This is a genomic window from Jiella sonneratiae (assembly GCF_017353515.1).
In the GTDB taxonomy this organism is placed as follows: Bacteria; Pseudomonadota; Alphaproteobacteria; order Rhizobiales; family Rhizobiaceae; genus Jiella; species Jiella sonneratiae.
In genome coordinates, this window is the sequence record NZ_JAFMPY010000020.1 from 1 (window position 1) to 19,905 (window position 19,905).

General features: G+C 67.4%; 22 protein-coding genes. 11 read left to right on the top strand and 11 right to left on the bottom strand.

The features are described from left to right. The first annotated feature begins 200 nt into the window (after nt 1-200). Entirely contained in the window at nt 201-434 is a 234-nt protein-coding gene (gene vapB / locus J1C47_RS16480) for a type II toxin-antitoxin system VapB family antitoxin (protein ID WP_207351885.1), read from the top strand. Continuing rightward, complete coding sequence (gene vapC, locus J1C47_RS16485; protein WP_207351886.1) at nt 434-832, top strand: type II toxin-antitoxin system tRNA(fMet)-specific endonuclease VapC; 399 nt, start codon at nt 434-436, stop codon at nt 830-832. Before vapB ends, vapC begins: the two co-directional genes overlap by 1 nt. 178 nt (nt 833-1,010) lie before the next feature. Here vapC and lpdA read toward each other — a convergent pair whose 3' ends face one another. The 6 genes from lpdA to J1C47_RS16515 are packed head-to-tail and all read right to left on the bottom strand — an operon-like array spanning nt 1,011 to nt 6,588. Beyond that, complete coding sequence (gene lpdA, locus J1C47_RS16490; protein ID WP_207351887.1) at nt 1,011-2,408, bottom strand: dihydrolipoyl dehydrogenase; 1,398 nt, start codon at nt 2,406-2,408, stop codon at nt 1,011-1,013. After that, nucleotides 2,405-3,850: a 2-oxo acid dehydrogenase subunit E2 gene (locus J1C47_RS16495; RefSeq protein WP_207351888.1), complete on the bottom strand. Its 1,446-nt coding sequence runs from the start codon at nt 3,848-3,850 to the stop codon at nt 2,405-2,407. The genes lpdA and J1C47_RS16495 overlap by 4 nt, the downstream gene beginning before the upstream one ends. Continuing rightward, nucleotides 3,851-4,864 carry an alpha-ketoacid dehydrogenase subunit beta gene (locus J1C47_RS16500; protein WP_207351889.1) on the bottom strand — a complete coding sequence of 338 codons (1,014 nt, stop codon included), beginning with the start codon at nt 4,862-4,864 and terminating at the stop codon, nt 3,851-3,853. It lies immediately after the preceding gene. Nucleotides 4,865-4,907: 43 nt separating this feature from the next. Further along, complete coding sequence (locus tag J1C47_RS16505) at nt 4,908-5,105, bottom strand: DUF2283 domain-containing protein (protein ID WP_207351890.1); 198 nt, start codon at nt 5,103-5,105, stop codon at nt 4,908-4,910. Beyond that, nucleotides 5,102-5,365 (bottom strand): DUF4258 domain-containing protein, encoded by a 264-nt coding sequence (locus J1C47_RS16510; protein WP_207351891.1) that lies wholly within the window; start codon nt 5,363-5,365, stop codon nt 5,102-5,104. Before J1C47_RS16510 ends, J1C47_RS16505 begins: the two co-directional genes overlap by 4 nt. Next, nucleotides 5,362-6,588 (bottom strand): 3-methyl-2-oxobutanoate dehydrogenase (2-methylpropanoyl-transferring) subunit alpha, encoded by a 1,227-nt coding sequence (locus tag J1C47_RS16515; protein ID WP_207351892.1) that lies wholly within the window; start codon nt 6,586-6,588, stop codon nt 5,362-5,364. The genes J1C47_RS16510 and J1C47_RS16515 overlap by 4 nt, the downstream gene beginning before the upstream one ends. 258 nt (nt 6,589-6,846) lie before the next feature. Between J1C47_RS16515 and J1C47_RS16520 the strand changes: the two genes are divergently transcribed. The 7 genes from J1C47_RS16520 (at nt 6,847) to J1C47_RS16550 (ending at nt 11,836) form a co-directional block, all read left to right on the top strand. Then, nucleotides 6,847-7,986 carry an aKG-HExxH-type peptide beta-hydroxylase gene (locus tag J1C47_RS16520; protein ID WP_207351893.1) on the top strand — a complete coding sequence of 380 codons (1,140 nt, stop codon included), beginning with the start codon at nt 6,847-6,849 and terminating at the stop codon, nt 7,984-7,986. Nucleotides 7,987-8,136: 150 nt separating this feature from the next. After that, entirely contained in the window at nt 8,137-8,757 is a 621-nt protein-coding gene (ruvA, locus tag J1C47_RS16525) for a Holliday junction branch migration protein RuvA (RefSeq protein WP_207351894.1), read from the top strand. Nucleotides 8,758-8,819: 62 nt separating this feature from the next. Beyond that, nucleotides 8,820-9,110, top strand: coding sequence for an AbrB/MazE/SpoVT family DNA-binding domain-containing protein (locus J1C47_RS16530; RefSeq protein WP_207351895.1), 291 nt, complete (start codon nt 8,820-8,822; stop codon nt 9,108-9,110). Further along, nucleotides 9,061-9,495, top strand: a complete 435-nt coding sequence (locus tag J1C47_RS16535; RefSeq protein WP_207351896.1) for a type II toxin-antitoxin system VapC family toxin — start codon at nt 9,061-9,063, stop codon at nt 9,493-9,495. The genes J1C47_RS16530 and J1C47_RS16535 overlap by 50 nt, the downstream gene beginning before the upstream one ends. Next, nucleotides 9,492-10,538, top strand: a complete 1,047-nt coding sequence (gene ruvB / locus J1C47_RS16540) for a Holliday junction branch migration DNA helicase RuvB (RefSeq protein ID WP_207351897.1) — start codon at nt 9,492-9,494, stop codon at nt 10,536-10,538. Before J1C47_RS16535 ends, ruvB begins: the two co-directional genes overlap by 4 nt. Nucleotides 10,539-10,543: 5 nt before the next feature. After that, the gene (locus J1C47_RS16545; protein ID WP_342592007.1) at nt 10,544-11,386 is read left to right on the top strand and encodes an AraC family transcriptional regulator; all 843 of its coding nucleotides are present in this window, start codon (nt 10,544-10,546) and stop codon (nt 11,384-11,386) included. Between the two features lie 39 nt (nt 11,387-11,425). Beyond that, on the top strand, nt 11,426-11,836 hold the full coding sequence (locus tag J1C47_RS16550; protein ID WP_207351898.1) for a DUF2000 domain-containing protein: 411 nt from the start codon (nt 11,426-11,428) through the stop codon (nt 11,834-11,836). A 12-nt stretch (nt 11,837-11,848) separates the two neighbouring features. Here the strand turns inward: J1C47_RS16550 and J1C47_RS16555 are convergent, their stop codons facing one another. The 4 genes from J1C47_RS16555 to pyc all read right to left on the bottom strand — a co-directional run bounded on the left by J1C47_RS16555 (nt 11,849) and on the right by pyc (nt 17,977). Continuing rightward, nucleotides 11,849-12,049, bottom strand: a complete 201-nt coding sequence (locus tag J1C47_RS16555) for a hypothetical protein (protein ID WP_207351899.1) — start codon at nt 12,047-12,049, stop codon at nt 11,849-11,851. A gap of 289 nt (nt 12,050-12,338) precedes the next feature. Continuing rightward, nucleotides 12,339-13,712: a DUF2254 domain-containing protein gene (locus J1C47_RS16560; protein ID WP_207351900.1), complete on the bottom strand. Its 1,374-nt coding sequence runs from the start codon at nt 13,710-13,712 to the stop codon at nt 12,339-12,341. Nucleotides 13,713-13,814: 102 nt separating this feature from the next. Next, nucleotides 13,815-14,315, bottom strand: a complete 501-nt coding sequence (locus tag J1C47_RS16565; protein WP_207351901.1) for a cupin domain-containing protein — start codon at nt 14,313-14,315, stop codon at nt 13,815-13,817. Nucleotides 14,316-14,515: 200 nt separating this feature from the next. Beyond that, the gene (gene pyc / locus J1C47_RS16570) at nt 14,516-17,977 is read right to left on the bottom strand and encodes a pyruvate carboxylase (protein WP_207351902.1); all 3,462 of its coding nucleotides are present in this window, start codon (nt 17,975-17,977) and stop codon (nt 14,516-14,518) included. 303 nt (nt 17,978-18,280) lie between these two features. On the opposite strand from pyc, the gene J1C47_RS16575 reads away from it, so the two are divergent. Both J1C47_RS16575 and J1C47_RS16580 read left to right on the top strand, forming a co-directional pair. After that, the gene (locus J1C47_RS16575) at nt 18,281-18,676 is read left to right on the top strand and encodes a type II toxin-antitoxin system RelE/ParE family toxin (protein ID WP_207351903.1); all 396 of its coding nucleotides are present in this window, start codon (nt 18,281-18,283) and stop codon (nt 18,674-18,676) included. Next, a complete protein-coding gene (locus tag J1C47_RS16580) occupies nt 18,645-18,971 on the top strand; it encodes a helix-turn-helix domain-containing protein (RefSeq protein ID WP_207351904.1) in 327 nt (108 codons plus the stop codon). Before J1C47_RS16575 ends, J1C47_RS16580 begins: the two co-directional genes overlap by 32 nt. 35 nt (nt 18,972-19,006) lie before the next feature. Here J1C47_RS16580 and J1C47_RS16585 read toward each other — a convergent pair whose 3' ends face one another. After that, nucleotides 19,007-19,891, bottom strand: coding sequence for a DMT family transporter (locus J1C47_RS16585; RefSeq protein ID WP_207351905.1), 885 nt, complete (start codon nt 19,889-19,891; stop codon nt 19,007-19,009). Nucleotides 19,892-19,905 lie beyond the last annotated feature (14 nt).

Sequence of the window (19,905 nt, forward strand, 5' to 3'; positions counted from 1 at the left end):
TCCTGAGGTGCCGCCGCAGGCGGCCTCGAAGGGCGAGGGGCGTCGGGCGCAAGCGTCAGACATGCAGCGCCTTTCCCAATGCCGCCAGCGCCGCCTCCTGAAAACCCTCGCCGAGCGTCGGATCGCGCGCATCGTTCCTTGAGTTTCCGATTGACGCTCGTTACGTATATCCCATTGGCATATCCCATTCGGAGGCGGTGATGGCGAGCTCAACCATCTTCACCAGCAATCGCAGTCAGGCCGTCCGGCTGCCGAAAGACGTCGCATTTCCCGAGGATGTCCATCAGGTCGATATCCTGAAAATCGGTCGCAGCCGTGTCATCGTGCCGAAAGGCCAGCGCTGGGACGACCTTTTCGAGAACGGCCCGCGGGTCAGCGACGATTTCCTCGACGTGCGCGAGCAGCCTGAAGCGGATGAACGTGAGCCCTTTTGATGCTCACCCATATGCTCGATACCAATATCTGCATCTACGTGATGAAGACCTATCCTCCCGGCGTGCGTGAAAAGTTCAACGGGCTGGCGGAGCAGCTGTGCATATCGAGCATCACGCTGGGAGAGCTGCATTACGGCGCAGAGAAGTCCGGGCGACCTCCGGAAAACCTGGCGGCGATCGAACATTTCGTGGCGCGGCTGGAGGTGCTGCCCTTCGCCGACAAGGCAGCGGCGCATTACGGCCAGCTCCGCGCCGAACTGGAGCGGGCCGGAACGCCCTGCGGCCCGTACGATATGCAGATCGGCGCCCATGCTCGCAGCGAGGGGCTGATCCTCGTCACCAACAATCGGCGCGAATTCGACCGGATGCCGGGTCTGCGGGTCGAGAACTGGGTGTAGCCCGTTACGCTGCTGTCTGAAGCGCCCCTCGCCCTTCGAGGCTCCGCCGGTCTTCGACCGGCTCCACACCTCAGGATGAGGGGGGACTGGTATGCAGCGACCGCCGTCGAGCCACGCCCCTCATCCTGAAGTGCCGCCGCAGGCGGCCTCGAAGGGCGAGGGGCGTCACGCGCACTCGTCAGACATGCAGCGCCTTGCCGAGCGCCGCCAGCGCCGCCTCCTGAAAACCCTCGCCGAGCGTCGGATGGGCGTGGATCGTGCCGGCCAAGTCTTCGAGGCAGGCGCCCATCTCCAGCGCCAGCGAGAACGCCGCGGAAAGTTCGCTGATCCCGGCGCCGACCGCCTGGATGCCGAGGATGAGATGGTCGTCGCCCCGGGCGACGACGCGCACGAAGCCGTCTTCCCTGCCGAGCGACATCGCCCGGCCGCTCGCCTGGAACGGGAACCGGCCGACGGTGGTCTCGATCCCTCGCGCCTTCGCCTGTGCCGGCGACAGGCCGACGGAGACGATCTCCGGATCGGTGAAGCAGACGGCCGGGATCGCCCGGTGGTCGAAGACGCGGCGGTGGCCGCTCGCGATCTCGGCGACCATCTCGCCCTCCGCCATCGCCTTGTGGGCGAGCATCGGCTCGCCGGCGACGTCGCCGATGGCGTAGACGCCGCGCATCGCGGTTCGCCGCGTCTCGTCGGTGCGGATGAACGGCCCGTCCATGTCGAGCACCAGCTCCTCGCGGCCCCAGCCCTCGGTGACCGGCCGGCGGCCGACGGTGACGAGCACCTTTTCGCAGGCGATCCGCCGTTCCCCGCCGCCATCGGTCTCGACCAGGAGATCGCCGTTCTCGCCGGCGAGCCCCTGCGCCCTGGCGCCGGTCATGACCTCGACGCCGAGCCGGTCGAGCCGCCGGCGCACCGGCTTGACGAGGTCGGCGTCGTAGAGCGGCAGGATCTCCTCCGCTGCCTCGACGATCGTCACCTTCGATCCCGCCTTGGCGAAGGCGGTGCCGAGCTCGACGCCGATATAGCCGCCGCCGACGACGGCGAGGCGCTCCGGCGGCTCCGCGAGCGACAGGGCACCCTCCGACGAGATGACCTTGCCGCCGAAGGGCAGGGCCTTCAGCGCCACGGGCTCCGAGCCCGTGGCGATGACCACGGTCTCGGCGGAAATCCGCTGCTCGCCGGTCTCGCCGGTCACGATGACGGTCTTGCCGTCGACGAAGCCCGCCCGGCCCTCGACCAGCTTGACGCGGGCCTTCTTCAAAAGCCCGGTGACGCCGTTGTTGAGGCGGTTCACGATCCCGTCCTTCCAGCCGAGGACGGCCGGCCAGTCGAGGCTCGGCGCCCCTGCCGCAAGGCCCGGAATTCCGGCAGCCTCGGACGCTTCCTTCATGCGGAAATACTCGTCCGCCGCATGAATCAGCGCCTTGGACGGAATGCAGCCGATGTTGAGGCAGGTGCCGCCGGGCTTGGCGGAATCGACCACCACCGTGTCGAGGCCGAGCTGGCCGGCGCGGATCGCCGCGACGTAGCCGCCGGGCCCCGCGCCGATGACGAGGAACTGGCAAGCGATTTCGTTCATCGTGCCGCCTCCTCGACGAAGATCATCGCCGGGTTTTCGAGAAGCGCCTTGATCCGCTGCACGAACACCGCCGCGTCGTGGCCGTCGATCACCCGGTGATCGAAGCTCGATGAGAGGTTCATGCGCCTGCGCGGCGCGAAGGCCGTGCCGTTCCAGACCGGCCGGATCTCCATCTTGTTGACGCCGACGATCGCCACCTCCGGATGATTGATGATCGGCGTCGTGGCGATGCCTCCCAGAGCACCCAGCGAGGTGATGGTGATGGTCGAGCCGGAAAGCTCCTCGCGCTTCGCCGCGCCCGCCTTGGCGGCCTCGCCGAGCCTTGCGACCTCGCCGGCGCAGCTCCAGACGTCGCGGGCCTCGCAGTGGCGGACCACCGGGACCATCAGCCCGGATCCGGTCTGCGCGGCGATGCCGATATGGACGCCGCCATGCTGATGCAGGAGGCCGGCCTCGTCGTCATAGAGGGCGTTCATCGACGGCTGTTCGCGCACGGCGATGACCATCGCCTTCATCAGGAAGGGAAGGAGAGTGAGCTTCGGCCGGTCGTCGCGGCGGTCCCGGTTCATCGCCGCCCGCAACTGTTCGATCGCCTCCATGTCGATCTCGTCGACATAGGTGATGTGGGCGATGCGGCGCGAGGCCGTCTCCATCTTTTCGGCGATGCGCCGCCGCAGCCCGGCGATCCTGATTTCTGTGACGGAGGTGTCGGCGATGGCGCCGGTCCGTCCGACGATCTCGGCTCCCGCCTCGAGATAGGCGTCGAGATCGGCCTGAGCGATGCGGCCCGCCGGACCGGAGCCGGCGACCCGGCGCAGGTCGACGCCGGCTTCCAGCGCCCGGCGGCGCACCGCCGGCGAGGCGAGGGGCTTTTCGCCGGGCTTGCGGGCGGGGTGGGAGGATGGCGCGCCTTTCGCGGCGGGCGCGGCCTTTGCGGTGGGCCTGATCTCCCCCCTTGCGGGGGATCCGGGGGACGGGCGAGACGCGTGGCTCGCCCCGGCAGGCGTCAGCCCAGAGGGGGGTGTGCCGCCGCCACGGTTCCGCGCGTCGAATTCAGGACGCTTGTGCCCTTCGGCGCCCCCCTCTGCCCTGCCGGGCATCTCCCCCTCAGGGGGGGAGATCGGCGGCTTGGAGGGCGTCACATCTTCTGAAGCGGCCGAGTCGCCCGAATTCTCCTCCGGCTCATTCGTGCCGCCCGGCCCGTCGACGTCGAGCCGCACCAGTGGCGAGCCGACGGCCAGCGTGTCGCCGACCGCGCCGCCGAGCCATGCGACCGTGCCGTCGACGGGAGAGGGAATATCGACCGTCGCCTTGTCGGTCATCACCGCGGCGAGCGTCATGTCTTCCCGGACGGGATCGCCGACCGCGACGTGCCATTCGACCAGTTCGGCCTCGGCGACGCCTTCCCCGACATCCGGCAGCTTGACGGTGACGGTGCCCACTCAGCCCTCCATCACGCGCTTCATCGCCCCGCCGACCCGCGCCTGGCCGGGAAAGTAGTCCCACTCCTGGGCGTGAGGATAGGGGGTGTCCCATCCGGCGACCCGCACGATCGGCGCTTCGAGATGGTAGAAGCAGGCATCCGCGACCACCGCGACCAGTTCGGCCCCGAAGCCGGAGGTCAGCGTCGCCTCGTGGACGACGAGGCAGCGGCCGGTCTTCTTCACCGAGGTCGCGATCAGTTCGATGTCGAGCGGCACGAGAGTGCGCAGGTCGACGATCTCGGCGTCGACGCCGACCAGCGCCGCTGCCGCCTCGGCCACATGCACCATCGTGCCGTAGGCGAGCACCGTCAGTTCCGCGCCTTCCCGGCGGACGATCGCCTTGCCGAGCGGCACGACGTGGCGCCCCTCGGGCACCTCGCCGAGCGGGTGTTTCGACCACGGCGTCACGGGCTTGTCGTGGTCGCCGTCGAAGGGGCCGTTGTAGAGGCGCTTCGGCTCGAGGAAGATCACCGGATCGTTGTCCTCGATCGCGGCGATCAGAAGTCCCTTGGCGTCGTAGGGGTTGGAGGGGACGACGGTCTTCAGGCCCGAGACGTGGGTGAACAGCGCCTCCGGCGACTGCGAATGGGTCTGGCCGCCGAAGATGCCGCCGCCGGTCGGCATCCTGACGACGAGGGGGCAGGTGAAGTCCCCGGCCGAGCGGTATCGAAGACGCGCGGCCTCCGAGACGATCTGGTCGTAGGCCGGATAGACGTAGTCGGCGAACTGCATCTCGACCACCGGCCTGAGGCCGAAGGCGGCCATGCCGATCGCCGTGCCGACGATGCCGCTCTCGTTGATCGGCGCGTCGAAGCAGCGGTTTCTGCCGAACTTCTCCTGCAGTCCGGCGGTGCAGCGGAAGACGCCGCCGAAATAGCCGACGTCCTCGCCAAACACGACGACGCTGTCGTCCTCGGCCATCTTCACCGCATGGGCGTCGCGGATCGCCTCGATCATCGTCATGCGCGGCATGCTGACTTCCGAAACCTCAAATCGGGTTGGTCGGAGGACCTCCTCAGGCAGCCTTGCCGAGAAGATCCGGTGCAAGACGACGGGTCGCTTCCATCACCTCCATTCCGACGATCCGACCCATGGCGTCGAAATCGAGAACGATCCCCTCCGACACTTCCTCGCTTTCGAGCACCGGTGCCGGAGAAAAGCGGATATAGGCGGCGTCCGAGGACTCGTCGTACCGAACTGTTGGCGTCGTCATCGCTTTCCTGCCCTTCGATCGAAAAACGCGGTCAGTATGCGTCTTTCCGCTGCTTCTTCCATGACGACCACGCGGAGGACCCGTCCTCCGAACTCCGGGATGCTGCGAAACAGCCGCCTGGCACCCTTCCATTGTCGGTCGTTTTCCTGCCATTCCGGTGCTTCCACGGTCCGCATGATCCAAGTCAGATCGATGCCCCGCTCGCGCTGCACCGTTTGTGCATGTCGGGTGAGAACGACGGGCTTGTCGCCCTCGCTCAAACCCCCGCCTCCTGACGCTGGCGCCGCAGGTGTGGCGGCATCACCTCGTAGACGTCCTCGAACATGTCGCGCACAGAGGGCTTCGGCCCGGTATGCAGCGTGCCGTGGCTTTCCGCCTCCTTCTGGGCGGCGAGGATCTCCGCGTCGATCTCGGCCTCGGCCTGGACGTGGCGCTCCTCGCTCCAGACGTCCTTGAGAATCAGGTGGTTCTTCAGCCGCTTCACCGGGTCGCCGAGCGGCCAGGCGTCGCTCTCCTCCTTCGGGCGATAGGCGGACGGATCGTCGGAGGTCGAATGGGCGGCGGCACGGTAGGTCACCCATTCGATCAGCGTCGGCCCGCGATTTTGCCGCGCCCGCTCCACCGCCCATTTCGCCGCCGCATGGACGGCGAGATAGTCGTTGCCGTCGACCCGGAGCGAGGGGATGCCGAAGCCGAGCCCCCTTGCGGCGAAGGTTCCGGAGCCGCCCTTCGCGATTCCCTGGAAGGTCGAGATCGCCCATTGATTGTTGACGATGTTGAGGACGACGGGCGCCTTGTAGGTGGAGGCGAAGACCATGCCGGAGTGAAAGTCGCTCTCGGCCGTCGAGCCGTCGCCGATCCAGGCGGCTGCGATGCGGTCGCCGCCCTTGATCGCCGAGGCCATCGCCCAGCCGACGCCCTGCACGAACTGGGTGGCGAGATTGCCCGAGATCGAGAAGAATCCGTGCGCTTTCGAGGAATACATGATCGGCAGCTGCCGGCCCTTCAGCGGGTCGCGGCGGTTGGAATAGATTTGGCACATCATGTCGACGAGCGGATAGTCGTCGGCGATCAGAAGCCCCTGCTGACGATAGGTCGGAAAATTCATGTCGCCGGGCTCGAGCGCCTTTCTGAAGGCGCAGGCGATCGCCTCCTCGCCGAGGCATTGCATGTAGAAGCTCGTCTTGCCCTGGCGCTGGGCCATCAGCATGCGCCGGTCGAAGCCCCTGACACGCATCATCGTCTTGAGGCCGGCGAGAAGGTCCTCGTCGCTCAGGCTGCCGGCCCATTCGCCCACCGCCTCGCCCGCGCGGTTGAGAACCCGGACGATCGAATAGGCCATGTCGCGGATGTCCGCCGGTTCGACGTCGACCGGCGGCCGGCGCACCGACCCCGCCTTGGCGATCCTGACGCCGGAAAAATCCGGCGCGCCGCCCGGCCGGACCTCCGGCTCGGGGACATGCAGGCTGAGCCTCCCGCTCATCTCGTTCCTCCAGGCCAGACCCGCCTAAGCGGGCCTATCGTGAAAAATCTAGGGGACCGCACCGGACTGTTGAGTCCTGCCCACGAAGTCCCATACGGCGGTCGGGCGGGCTCCGCCGGCGCAAATGGCGGCTCGATGTCGATGCGTGGCGGCAGCGGATGGAAACAGACGACGACAAAGTGTCGCGCGGCATGTGGGCAACCGCCGGAATTGTGGTGATCGCGTGGCCGGCTGTCGCAATCGCCGCTTGCGAAACAATTGGACATCATCAACATAGACCGGCTCGAAAGAGTTGTCGGCGGTCCCCCGGTCGTGTCGTATGGCGCGATTGCACAAGAACGAGAAACACAAGGATCGTCGAAAATCCGGGAGGTTGAAAGTTTGACGATGTTCTTGCCCAACCCTGGAGGCGCGTTTCGCGTTGCGAAAGACATCAAGGGGCGCCTCGCGGAAAGTCTCGGAGAAATGGCGAAAGCCGTCTCCAAGGCAGGAATGCTGTCGCACAAGGCGTTGACGATGGGGCAGGCGTTGCAATATCTGCCGGTCGCGCCGCCGGATTATTTTGCGAGATACTTCGAAATATTGCAGGCCGTCGATGCAGGCGACGTGAGCACTTCCGTCGCATTGATGGAGGATATGTCTCGCGAGATCGAGCGGGGAGCCGGGCAGCCGGGGCGGCTGCGCGATCGCCGCATGCCGGCCGGATCGCTGGAAGTCTTTTCGTGGGCCGATCTGGAGCCGGGGCGCCGCGCCCGCTACGCCCGCCCCTTCGCACGCGGCGGGAAAGAAAGTCTCGATCTCGTCGAACCGGCTGGAGAAGAGGTCGTTCGCCTGAGAAGCGACGTCGCAGCGTCGCTCGAACTGCTCGATGTCTACCTGCCCGATCTCGCCGACGAGATAAGGACCCTCCTCAGCGAGATCGTGCTCTGCTCGCCTGCTGATGTCGACGGGGACTTCGCCGGTGCGTCGACCTTCTACATCTGGGGCGCGGTCTTCCTGAACCCCGCCGCCTGCAGCCGGCGCCTCGACGTCGTCGAGGTGCTCGTCACCGAGAGCACCCATGCGCTGCTCTACGGCCTCGCCCAGGGCGGGTCGCTGTTGCGGGACAGGGCGGTACCGACCTCGCTTCCGTCCGGCCACGACGAGCCGCTCGACCGTTCCTTCCATGCGGCGGTCGTCTCCGCGCGTCTGCAGTGGGCCCTGCGGCACCTCGCCGGAAAGAACGCGCTTTCGGGCGAGGAACTGTCGAGCGCCCGCGAGAGGGCGGACCGGTCCCTGCGACGCTTCGTCGAGGCCGATGCGGCCCTCGGAGACGAAGGTCGCTTCGTCGATGCGGGCCGGGCGATGCTGCGCGAGACGCGGCGCCTGACGTCCGTGTCGGCGTCGCGGGCCGCCTGACGCCCGCAGGCTCGCCGAAGGGCGCCGCAGGCGGGTCGATACGCCTTCATGTTCTTGACATGTTCCGCCGGTTTGCGTAGCGCCTGATCCCTGCCGAGCAGAAGCGGCCGTCGCGGCCGGAGGGCTTTTCGGCGAGGGGTGCGGGCGACGATGATCGGCAAACTCAAGGGAACGATCGACGAGATCGGCGAGGACCATCTGACCGTCGACGTCCATGGCGTCGGCTACGTCGCCTATTGCGGGGCGCGCACCCTTGCCGGACTGGCCGGGCCGGGCGAGGCCGTGGTGCTCTTCATCGAAACCGTCGTGCGCGAGGACATGATCCGCCTCTACGGCTTTGCCAGCGCCCCCGAGCGCGAGTGGTTCCGCCTGCTCCAGACGGTGCAGGGGGTCGGCTCGAAGGTGGCGCTCGCGGTGGTCGGCACGCTGTCGGCCGGCGACCTCGCCAATGCCGTTGCATTGCAGGACAAGGCGATGGTGGCCCGGGCGCCCGGCGTCGGGCCGAAGGTCGCGGCGCGCATCGTTGCCGAGCTCAAGGACCGGGCGCCGGCCTTTTCCGGCCCCGGTGCCGAAGAGAGCTTCGGCCTGAAGCGCGACATCGGCGGCGGAACCGCGTCGGCGCCGGTTGCCGATGCGGTCTCGGCGCTGACCAATCTCGGCTATTCGCGCGACCAGGCGGCAAATGCCGTCGCCGCGGCCGTCAAGGAGGCTGGCGAGGGAGCGGACGGCGCCAAGCTGATCCGGTTGGGGCTCAAGGCGCTGAGCCGGTGAATTGACCGTCGACGTATTTCCTTACAGTATGCCATCGTAAGGACGAGAAAAAAGGTAAGGAAATGGGCATCCTGGGCCGGATAACGTCGAAAGGCCAGACCACCGTCCCCAAAGCTGTTCGCGATGCTCTCGGCCTTCATGAAGGCTCGATGGTCGAATGGGAGGTCGCGGATGGAAGGGCCTATCTGCTCTCCAAATCCGTCGATATTGCCGAGCTGGCCGGAATATTGGGAAATCCGCTTGGACGCGCCCTGACGGACGAAGAAATGGACGATGCGATCGGCCAAGCCGTTGCCGAGGACGATGAGCGCATCCGGCGCGAGTGGCACGAGCGGCGCCATGACGGGCGTTGATACCAATGTCCTCCTTCGCTTCATCCTCGACGATGACCCGCGTCAGCATCCGATCGCCAGGCGCTTCTTCACCGAGAGAACGCGGGCCGATCCGGCCTTCATTCCGGCCATCGTGCTGATTGAAGCGATCTGGTATCTCCGCCGAATCGCGAAAGTCGACGCCAGGGCGGTCGCCGACACCTTCCAAAAGCTCCTGTCGGTCGACAGCGTGAAGTTCGAGGATCAGGATTTCATCCGCATGCTGTTTGCCGACGAAGAGGCGGTCAGGGGCGGCCTGGCGGATCGGTTGATTGCGAGAGCCTGCGAGAGACACGGTTGTTCGCGCATGGTGACCTTCGACCAGCACGCCGCCAAGACCATCCCCGTGGCGGATCTCCTCGCATGAGCGAGACGACCCGCCTGATCACGCCGGACAAGCGCGGCGAGGACATCGACGCGACGCTGCGGCCGCAGCGGCTCGACGACTTCGTCGGCCAGGCCGCAGCGCGGGCCAATCTCAAAGTGTTCATCGAGGCGGCCAAGGCGCGGGGCGAGGCGCTCGACCACGTGCTCTTCGTCGGTCCGCCGGGCCTCGGCAAGACGACGCTCGCCCAGATCATGGCGAAGGAGCTCGGCGTCAATTTCCGCTCGACCTCCGGCCCGGTGATCGCCAAGGCCGGCGATCTCGCCGCGCTCTTGACCAATCTCGAAGAACGCGACGTGCTGTTCATCGACGAGATCCACCGGCTGTCTCCCGCCGTCGAGGAGATCCTCTATCCGGCGATGGAGGATTTCCAGCTCGACCTGATCATCGGCGAGGGGCCGGCGGCGCGTTCGGTGAAGATCGACCTGGCGAAATTCACCCTCGTCGCCGCGACCACCCGTCTCGGCCTCCTGACGACGCCGCTGCGCGATCGCTTCGGCATTCCGGTGCGGCTGAACTTCTATACGGTCGAGGAGCTCGAGCAGATCGTCACGCGCGGCGCCCGGCTGATGGCGATGCCGATGTCCGAGGACGGTTCCCGGGAGATCGCCCGAAGGGCCCGCGGCACGCCGCGCATCGCCGGACGGCTGCTTCGCCGGGTGCGCGACTTCGCCCATGTCGCCGGCGCCGAGCGTGTCGACCGCAAGGTCGCCGACGCGGCGCTGTCGCGGCTCGAGGTCGACAGCCTCGGCCTCGACCAGCTCGACCGCCGGTATCTCGACCTGATCGCCCTCAACTTCGGCGGCGGACCGGTCGGCATCGAGACCATCGCCGCCGCGCTTTCCGAGCCGCGCGACGCGATCGAGGACATCGTCGAGCCCTATCTCCTGCAGCAGGGCTTCATCCAGCGCACGCCCCGTGGCCGGCTTTTGACCCAGCACGCCTTCCGCCATCTCGGCCTCGCCGTGCCGCCGGCCCATCAGGGGACGCAGGCGAGCCTCTTCGAGGAAGGCGGCGGGGACTGAGCGCGGTGGCGGGCCGGGACCAGATCCGCTTCCGCCGGGATGCCGCAAGCGGCGTCGAGGCGATCCGCGCCCGCTTCTTCGGTCATGCCTACGACATGCATCACCACGACGAATGGCTCGTCGGGGTGACCGATCGGGGCGTCCAGGACTTCTTCTGCCGCGGCGCGCGGCGCCAGAGCACCGAGGGCCGGGTCATCCTCATCGAACCCGGCGAGATGCACGACGGCCAGGCGGTCACCGCCGCCGGCTTTGCCTATCGCATGCTCTATGTGCCGCAATCCGTCATGCGGGCGGGGCTGGGTGATCCCGCCGGCGGTGCAGGCGGGTTTCGCCAGACGATCTCGGACGACCGGCAGCTCGCCGTCGCCATCCGCAACGCCTCGGATCTCGTCGGGGAGAGCGGCGAGAGGCTCGGCGCCGAGGCCGCCATCGACGCGGTCGTCGACCGGCTGCGCACCCACCTCGGCCTTCGCGAGCGGCCGGTCGAGGCAGCCGGGGGGCCGGAGATCGCACGGCGTGCCCGGGAGAGGCTGCATGACGAGCTGGCGAGCGAGATCGGCACCGATGCGCTCGCCCGGGCGGCCGGCGCCGGCGACCGGTTCCAGCTCGCCCGCGCCTTTCGCGCCGCCTACGGCGCCTCGCCGCACGCCTATCTCGTCCGCATCCGGCTTGCGGAGGCGCGCCGCCTTCTGGCGCGCGGCGAGCCGCCGGCAGCCGTGGCCACGGCCTGCGGCTTTGCCGACCAGAGCCATCTCGGCCGCTGGTTCCGCCGCGCCTTCGCCATGACGCCGGGGGCCTACCGTGCCGCCTGCACGGACGTTCCAGACACAGGCACGGCCCGGCGCTAGCAAGCCTCTTCGACGCGGCAGGTTCGAAAGGCGACGGCGATGACGTTCGAGACCAAGGTGGCGATCCTCGTGCGGGAGGATCTGGCGATGTGGCAGAAGCTGAACGTCACGGCGTTTCTTGCGTCCGGCATCGCCGGGGCGGCGCCGGAGGCAATGGGCGAGGCCTACGAGGACGCGGCGGGGCGTCGGCATGCGGCTCTGCTCGGTCAGCCGGTGATGATCCTCGCAGCAACGCCCGACGTGTTGCGGCGCGCCCTCGGCCAGGCGATCCAGCGCGGCCTGATCCGCGCCGTCTATGTCGAGGCGATGTTTGCGACGGGGCACGACGCCGCCAATCGCGAAGCCTTCCGGGCCGAACCTGAGGACGCGCCGAACCTCGTCGGCGTCGCGCTCTACGGGCCGAGGAAGGACGTCGACAAGGCGGCCAGGGGCGCGGCGATGCATCCGTGACCGGCCGCCCCGTCAGGAGCGGGCGGTCGCCAGCACCTGCGCCTGCTGCCGCATGTCGGTGACGCATTCGTTGTAGGGCGGGGTACCGGGGGTATAGCCGAAGCGGGCGCATTCGGCCTCGGCGGTCGACGGCTTGTGGACCGCGGTCGAGCTGGCGGTGCTGGTGCAGCCCGAGAGGGCGGCGAGTGCGGCGACGAGAAGAAGCGGTTTCATGCGGGGGACTACCATCACGTCAGACATGGGCCGGGCGGTCGGCGCAACGGCCGTCCGCCGCCCTTCGAGAAGGCAGGACGGCCGTCCGGTCGACGCCCGGCGGTATCGATAGCACGAACGGCGCGCCGTCCCGCCATTTATCCATCGGAGCGCGCCGCAGAAGCAACCCACACGACTCCGCCCGCCGGCAGAGCCGGCGCGATTCGTTCAGGCGGTCGGCAGGGGCAATCCCGGCATCGGGGCCCCGACATCGGGGCGCGACATCGGGCCCGACTTCGCTGGCCGGCGCTCAGCGCGCCTTCAGCACCCGTTCCGCCGCCGCCTCGACCGTGGTCAGCGACGCACCGGACAGCGCCTCGCGGGCAAGTTCCAGATATCGCCGGACCTGGCGGCGGATCGCCTCACGCTGGCTGTCCTCCCGGCAAGCCGGCAGGACCTTGCCGAGGCAGGCGACGAGATGTTCGCCGGCGATCATGTCGGACGCGGCATATTGGCGGAGATGCCCGAAGGCGATCTCGAGATAGCTGGCGAAGTCGCCAGCCTCGATGAGCGCCCTGAGGTGCCCTTCGTCGTCGACGAGGAAGGGGTCGCCCGGATGCTTGGCGGCGATCGCCGCCATCGCCGCCGTCAGCCAGTCCATGCAGGTGATCGCCGTATAGGGATCGTTGACGCCGGGAGACAGGGCCCGGCCGGCGATCTCGACGAGTTCGTCGAACAGGAAGTTGATGTCCTGGCGGGGACTGCGCCGGGTGCCGGCGGCGATCGAGGCGAGCAGACGCTCGCCGGTCTGCGGGCCGCAGCGCTCGGCCGGCCAGACCTCGAAGAGCGTCTGGCCCTCATGGACGAAGACGCCGGGCCGGCAGACGACGCGCACGACGACCTCGTCCCTGCGCGCGGCCTCGATCAGCGATTCCCTGTCGACGATCTGGAGATAGCCGACCCTGTCCGAGGGGATCCTCCCATAGGCGCGGGGCTCGCCCGCTCCGCGTTCGGTCTGCCCGTCATGTCCGTCATGCCGGAAGCAGGGCGGCACCTGCCAGCGCACCGCCTCGTCTTCCTCGGCGCTGCGCACCGCCTCGTCCGGAAACTCCCGCTCGACGTGTTTCAGGAGACCCTGGCCGATGCCGGCGATGACGTTGGAGATGTGGATGTTCGAGGGGACGTGGTGGATGAAGTAGATGAGGACGCCGATCGAGACGATGGCCAGCACGATCGCCCCGAAGATCGCGAGGTTGGGGACGAACATCGGGCCGAAGCCGCTGTCCGCGCCGCCGTCGCGCACGCTCCTCAGGACCAGCATGGAATAGACGAAGGTCGCGACGAAGACGCCGAGGGTGACCTGGTTGCCCCGGTCGTTCATGAAGTTGGTGAGGAGCCGCGGGCCGTAGCTTCCGGAGGCGAAGACGACCGCCGCCATGGTGACGGAGAAGACGGTGCCGGCGACGCCGATCATCGAGCCGCCGATGGCGGACAGGATGGCGCGGGCGCCGTCCGGCTGCGTGGCGTAGAGGAACGGGCTGGAGCCGAGCGCATCGACCGAGATGGCGCTGTCGGCCTGAATCAGCAGGAAGGCGAGGGCGGCGGCCGCGATAGCCATGATGGAGGGAATGAACCAGTAGCTCGCGCTGATCCGCTCGTAATATTGCTGAATGAGTGCGCGCATCGGTCCATAGTGAATGTTCGGCAGGACAGCCGCATCTATGGGGGCAAGCCGGAAGAACCAGAGCAGCCAGCGCAAGGCCCGCCCGAGCGCCCGGCCCCCGCCTCAGGCCTCTCCGTCCCAGTAGTCGACGCCGCTGTCGGCTCTGACGGTGATCGCGACGCGGCGGGCCGCCTTGTCGCCGCCGGGCGCCGCGCCGGCGAAAACCGTGAGCTTGCCGCTGTCGGGATATTCCATGACGTCCGGCTCGTTCATCGTCGAGACGGCGAGATAGGCGAGGGGCGCGTCGTCCGCCGCGATCAGCTGGTGGGCGGTCTCCGGCCCGCCGGCAGGGCAGACGACGACGTCGCCGGCCGCGACCGGAAACGTCTCTGTCCCGAAACGAAGCGTGCCGCGGCCCGAGAGGATGACGAAGAGCTCGTCATTGGCGTGGTGGCAGTGGAGCGGCCAGCCCTTCCTGCCGGCGGGGATCTCGACGTAGCGCGAGCCGAGCCGTTTCGCGCCAAGGGGCGCGGCGACGGCTGCGAAACGGGCTTCGAAGCCCGCACCGTGGGTCTGGGTCGTGAGCTTCAAATCGGACAGTCTGACGACGGGGCTATCGGCCATGGCTCTCGTTCCTCGCTCTCGTTTCGGGGAACGTAGCCTGTCGTCGCCGGGGGCTTCCAACCAAAATCGGTGATGCCTGGCATCGACGCATCGACGCCGGACGAAGGCCCGCCGGGATGCCGAGGGCTGTCGTCCCGTCAGGCCGCTCCCGGCCGGGACGGTTTTCTCCGATCGCACGTCGTCACGCCGAGGCGCTTGCCTCACCCCGCATAGGTGACGAGCAGGTCCTTGGCGTCGATCTGCGAGCCGGCGGTGACGTGCACGGCCTCGATCTTGCCGTCGCGCTCGGCATGGATCGCCGTCTCCATCTTCATTGCCTCGATGGAGAGAAGCACGTCGCCGGCCTTGACCTCCTGGCCGGCCGAAACGGCGAGCGTCGAGACGACGCCCGGCATCGGCGCGCCGACATGGTTCGGGTTCGTCGGGTCGGCCTTCGGCTTGACGCCGCCGCCGGCCGCGCCGTGCGCCCGGTCGGGAACCTTCACGCGCCGCGGCTGGCCGTTGAGTTCGAAGAACACCGTGCGCATGCCCTTCTCGTCGGTCTCGCCGAAGCCGAGGCAGCGGATGACCAGCGTCTTGCCGCGCTCGATGTCGACCAGCACCTCCTCGTCCTGCTCGATGCCGTAGAAATAGCTCGGCGTCGGCAGCATCGACATCGGGCCGTATTTGTCGGCCGCGAGCGCGAAGTCGGTGAAGACCTTCGGATACATCAGATAGGAGGCGAATTCGGCGTCGGTCACCTCGCGCTCGATCTTCGCCTCGATCGTCTCGCGCTCCTTGGCAAGGTCGGCGTCGGCGATCAGCGAACCCGGCCTGACGGTGATCGGCTCCCGGTCCTTCAGCACCTTCTTCTGGATGTCCTTCGGCCATCCCGACGGCGGCTGGCCGAGGTCGCCGTGCATCATCGCGACCACGCTGTCGGGGAAGGCGAGGTCCTTCTTCGGGTCCATGACGTCGGCAACGGCGAGATCCTGGGAGACCATCATCAGCGCCATGTCGCCGACGACCTTCGAGGAAGGCGTCACCTTGACGATGTCGCCGAACATCTTGTTGACGTCGGCATAGGTCTGGGCGACCTGGTGCCAGCGGGTCTCGAGGCCGAGCGAGCGGGCCTGCTCCTTTAGATTGGTGAACTGGCCGCCCGGCATCTCGTGGAGATAGACTTCCGAGGCGGGGCCTTTCAGGTCGCTCTCGAAGGCGGCGTACTGGGCGCGGACCGCCTCCCAGTAGAAGGAGATCCGCCGGATCGCATCGGACGACAGGCCGGGATCGCGGTCCGAGCCCTTCAGCGCCTCGACGATCGATCCGAGGCAGGGCTGCGACGTCGCGCCCGAAAAGGCGTCCATCGCCGCATCCACCGCGTCGACGCCGGCATCGACCGCGGCGAGCACGGTCGCCGCCGAGATGCCCGAGGTGTCGTGGGTGTGGAAGTGGATCGGAAGTCCGACCTCCTGCTTCAGCGTCCGGAACAGGACGCGCGCGGCGGCCGGCTTGAGGAGGCCGGCCATGTCCTTGACGCCGAGGATGTGGGCGCCGGCGGCCTCCATCTCCCGCGCGAGGCCGACGTAATATTTCAGGTCGTATTTCGAGCGTTCCGGATCGAACAGGTCGCCGGTGTAGCAGATCGCGCCCTCGCAGAGCTTGCCGGCTTCGCAGACCGCGTCCATCGAGACGCGCATGTTCTCGACCCAGTTGAGGCAGTCGAAGACCCGGAAGAGGTCGACGCCGCCCTTCGCCGCCTCGGCGACGAAATACTTCACCACATTGTCGGGATAGTTGGTGTAGCCGACGCCGTTCGACCCCCGGAGCAGCATCTGCAGGAGGATGTTCGGCGCCTTTTCGCGGATCAGGGCGAGGCGTTCCCAGGGGTCTTCGGTCAGGAAGCGCATCGAGACGTCGAAGGTCGCGCCGCCCCAGCATTCGAGCGAGAGAAGCTGCGGCAGGCCCCGCGCATAGGCCTCGGCGATGGCGACGATGTCGTGGGTGCGGGCCCTGGTCGCCAGCAGCGACTGGTGCCCGTCGCGCATCGTCGTGTCGGTGAGCATCACCTCGGGCTTGTCGCGCAGCCAGTCGGCGAAGCCCTTGGCGCCGAGCGCGTCGAGCTTCTGGCGGGTGCCGTCGATGATCGGGGCGTTGAACAGCGGCGGCACCGGCGGCGCGTGGTCGGCCGGCGGCTTCGGCCGGTTCTTGGTCTCCGGATGGCCGTTCACCGTGACGTCGGCGAGATAGGTGAGGAGCTTCGTCGCGCGGTCCCTTCGCTTGACCTGCTGGAACAGCTCCGGCGTCTCGTCGATGAACTTCGTCGTGTAGGAATTGTTGCGGAACTTCTCGTGGCCGATGATCGCCTCGAGGAAGGTGAGGTTGGTCGCGACGCCGCGGATGCGGAACTCGCGCAGCGCCCGGTCCATCCTCGCGATCGCCTCCTCCGGCGTCGGCGCCCAGGCGGTGACCTTTTCGAGCAGCGGGTCGTAGAAGCGGGTGATGACGGCGCCGGAATAGGCGGTGCCGCCGTCGAGCCGGATGCCGAAGCCGGTGGCGCCGCGATAGGCGGTGATGCGGCCGTAGTCGGGGATGAAGTTGTGCTCGGGATCTTCCGTGGTGATCCGGCACTGCAGCGCGTGGCCGTTGAGCTTGATGTCGGCCTGGGCGGGGACGCCGGATTCGGGCGTTCCGATCGCCGCGCCGTCGAGGATGTGGATCTGCGCCTTGACGATGTCGATGCCGGTCACCTCCTCGGTGACGGTGTGCTCGACCTGGATGCGCGGATTGACCTCGATGAAGTAGAAGGCGCCGGTGTCGGCATCCATCAGGAACTCGACCGTGCCGGCGCCGACGTAGTTCGTCGCTTCGGCGATCTTGCGGGCGTAGCCGGCGAGTTCGCGCCGCCGCTCGTGGGAGAGATACGGGGCAGGCGCGCGTTCGACGACCTTCTGGTTGCGGCGCTGGATCGAGCAGTCGCGCTCGAAGAGGTCGACGACGGTGCCGTGGGTGTCGCCGAGGATCTGCACCTCGACGTGGCGGGCGCGCTCGACGAGCTTTTCGAGATAGACCTCGTCCTTGCCGAAGGCGGCCTTGGCCTCGCGCTTGGCCTCGACGACCTCGCGCTCGACGTCCTTTTCCGAGCGGATGACGCGCATGCCGCGGCCGCCGCCGCCCCAGGAGGCCTTCAGCATCACCGGATAGCCGACCTCGGCCGCCATCTCCCGCACCTTTGCCATGTCATCCGGCAGCGGCGCGGTGGCAGGCACCACCGGCACCCCCACCTCGACGGCGAGATTGCGGGCGGCGACCTTGTTGCCGAGCCGGCGCATGGTGTCGGCGGTGGGGCCGATGAAGGTCAGGCCGTTCTGGACGCAGGCCTCGACGAATTCTGGGCTTTCGGAGAGCAGGCCGTAGCCGGGATGGATCGCGTCGGCGCCCGAAAGCTTGGCGACCCGCATCACCTCGTCGATCGACAGATAGCTCTCGATCGGCCCCATGTCCTTGTCGAGATGCGATCCGCGGCCGACCTGGTAGCTCTCGTCCGCCTTGAAGCGGTGCAGCGCCAGCTTGTCCTCTTCCGCCCAGATCGCCACGGTGCGGAGCCCGAGTTCGTTGGCGGCGCGGAACACGCGGATGGCGATTTCCGACCGGTTGGCGACGAGAATCTTGCGGATGGCCACTGAGGAACACCTCCCGATCGTTCACATGGACCGCCGACTTATCGCCAGCGGCGCGGATGCACAAGATTGCGGCGCGGCGTCTGATTTCGCAAGTGCGAAGAAGTGGCCGCGCGCCGCGCGTCTCCGGATCGGGACCTCGGTCCCTGTTTCGCGGCCTCCGCGAATGTCAGCACCGTGGGAAGCGATTCTTGATCTATATGACTTGGTCATATAGATTTCAGGCGATTTCACATCAGTTGCGACGACGGCGAGACCGCTTTTGGAGCCTTGCGATTTTCCATCGTTACGTCGACGAGCAGAGAAATGAGGGTTTTCAAGACCAAGGAATTTGCGCGAGCCGCCCGGAAAGAGAAGGTCGTCGAAGACGAATTGAGAAAAACGATCAAACGGACCCTCGGCGGGACCATCGATGCAGAGCTTGGTGCCTTTCTGATCAAGCAGAGGATATCCCAGGGACAGGGCGGCCGGTGGGGCTCACACCGGGCCGTGATCGTCTTCAGGGCGCGCGACCGGCTCGTTTTCGTCCATCTTTTCGGCAAGAGCGAGAAGGCCAATCTGAGCACGAATGAGGAGCGCTCATACAAAAAGGCGGCAAAGGTCATCGTTGGTCTGACCGAAGGTCAGGTGCAGGCTCTTGTTCAATCCGGGGAATGGATCGAGATCGAAAATGGCGACGAAGCAACACCCCTATCGAAGTAAGGCGCTTCGTTCGCTTCATCTGGCGATGGAAGGGCTTCACAAGGTCGGTGCGATAGACCGGAAGACCATGCGGGAATTCGACGTCGAATGCCTGACGACCATCGAAACTTTCGATGCCGATGGCATTCGGGCGCTTCGCGAGAAGGCGCAAATGAGCCAGGCCGTCTTTGCCAGAGTGTTGAATGTCAGTACCTCGGTCGTCAGCAAGTGGGAGCAGGGAGAGAAGCGGCCCAGCGGGCCGTCGCTGAAATTGCTCTCGCTTGCCTACAGGAAGGGGGTCGAGGCGATCATGTGACTGCGCTTCGCTGCGCCAGACGTGCGAGGCAGCGTCTATCGGTTGCGCAAGAGCGGCGTCTTTTCCGGCCAGTCGGTCTTTTCCTTCTCGCGCACGAAGGTGAAGAGGCCGGAGACCGCGACGAGCGCCATGCCGGCCATGGCGACGACGTCCGGGAACTCCTCGAAGAACATCGCCCCCATCACCGTCGCCCAGATGATCTGGCTGTACTGGGTCGGCGCGACCCGCGCCGCCGAGGCGAGGCGCGTCGCGAAGACGAGGAGGAGATGGGCGACGCCGACGACCAGACCCCCGAAGACGAGCAGCGGCCAGAGCTCGCGCGTGGGCATGACGAACTCCGTCAGCATCAAAAGGCCGTTCGCCGCCACCGCGGCGACGAGGACGGCGCCGATCAGCGTGACGCGGCGTTCGCTCGTGCCGAGAACGCGCAGCACGATGACGGTGACCGCGCCGCAGATCGCGACGCCGACCGCGGCGAAATGGCCGGGCAGGATCTCCCGAAAGCCCGGGCGCACCACGAGGATGACGCCGAGAAGGCCGCCGAGGACGGCGAGCCAGCGCCGCCAGCCGATCTCTTCCTTGAGGACGACGTAGGAAAACACCGTGACGAAGATCGGCAGGAGGAAGATCAGCGCATAGGCCTCGGCGAGCGGCAGCGAGGTGAAGGCGACGACGCCGAGGATGCCGCCGATCGTGCCGCTCGCCATGCGGACGGCGAGGAGGGCCGGGCGCTTCGGGACGAAGACGCTCGCCCAGCTGTCTTCCGGCCGCTTGGTGAAGAGGGCGGGAAGAAGCGCGATCAGCGAGATGAAGAAGCCGACCTCGAAAACCGGCAGCCGGTGCCCGATCGCCTTCAGCGTGGCGTCGCCCAAGGCGAACGAAAGATACGCCGCGAAAGCGAGCAGGATGCCGGTCTGCATGGGGGAGGGGCTTT

Bases quoted from the DNA above. Each gene is read 5' to 3' on its own strand.
- vapB (WP_207351885.1), top strand. From the start codon at position 201: ATGGCGAGCTCAACCATCTTCACCAGCAATCGCAGTCAGGCCGTCCGG.
- vapC (WP_207351886.1), top strand. From the start codon at position 434: ATGCTCACCCATATGCTCGATACCAATATCTGCATCTACGTGATGAAG.
- lpdA (WP_207351887.1), bottom strand. From the start codon at position 2,408: ATGAACGAAATCGCTTGCCAGTTCCTCGTCATCGGCGCGGGGCCCGGC.
- J1C47_RS16500 (WP_207351889.1), bottom strand. From the start codon at position 4,864: ATGCCGCGCATGACGATGATCGAGGCGATCCGCGACGCCCATGCGGTG.
- J1C47_RS16505 (WP_207351890.1), bottom strand. From the start codon at position 5,105: ATGACGACGCCAACAGTTCGGTACGACGAGTCCTCGGACGCCGCCTAT.
- J1C47_RS16515 (WP_207351892.1), bottom strand. From the start codon at position 6,588: ATGAGCGGGAGGCTCAGCCTGCATGTCCCCGAGCCGGAGGTCCGGCCG.
- ruvA (WP_207351894.1), top strand. From the start codon at position 8,137: ATGATCGGCAAACTCAAGGGAACGATCGACGAGATCGGCGAGGACCAT.
- J1C47_RS16530 (WP_207351895.1), top strand. From the start codon at position 8,820: ATGGGCATCCTGGGCCGGATAACGTCGAAAGGCCAGACCACCGTCCCC.
- J1C47_RS16535 (WP_207351896.1), top strand. From the start codon at position 9,061: ATGAGCGCATCCGGCGCGAGTGGCACGAGCGGCGCCATGACGGGCGTT.
- ruvB (WP_207351897.1), top strand. From the start codon at position 9,492: ATGAGCGAGACGACCCGCCTGATCACGCCGGACAAGCGCGGCGAGGAC.
- J1C47_RS16550 (WP_207351898.1), top strand. From the start codon at position 11,426: ATGACGTTCGAGACCAAGGTGGCGATCCTCGTGCGGGAGGATCTGGCG.
- J1C47_RS16555 (WP_207351899.1), bottom strand. From the start codon at position 12,049: ATGAAACCGCTTCTTCTCGTCGCCGCACTCGCCGCCCTCTCGGGCTGC.
- J1C47_RS16560 (WP_207351900.1), bottom strand. From the start codon at position 13,712: ATGCGCGCACTCATTCAGCAATATTACGAGCGGATCAGCGCGAGCTAC.
- J1C47_RS16565 (WP_207351901.1), bottom strand. From the start codon at position 14,315: ATGGCCGATAGCCCCGTCGTCAGACTGTCCGATTTGAAGCTCACGACC.
- J1C47_RS16575 (WP_207351903.1), top strand. From the start codon at position 18,281: ATGAGGGTTTTCAAGACCAAGGAATTTGCGCGAGCCGCCCGGAAAGAG.
- J1C47_RS16580 (WP_207351904.1), top strand. From the start codon at position 18,645: ATGGCGACGAAGCAACACCCCTATCGAAGTAAGGCGCTTCGTTCGCTT.
- J1C47_RS16585 (WP_207351905.1), bottom strand. From the start codon at position 19,891: ATGCAGACCGGCATCCTGCTCGCTTTCGCGGCGTATCTTTCGTTCGCC.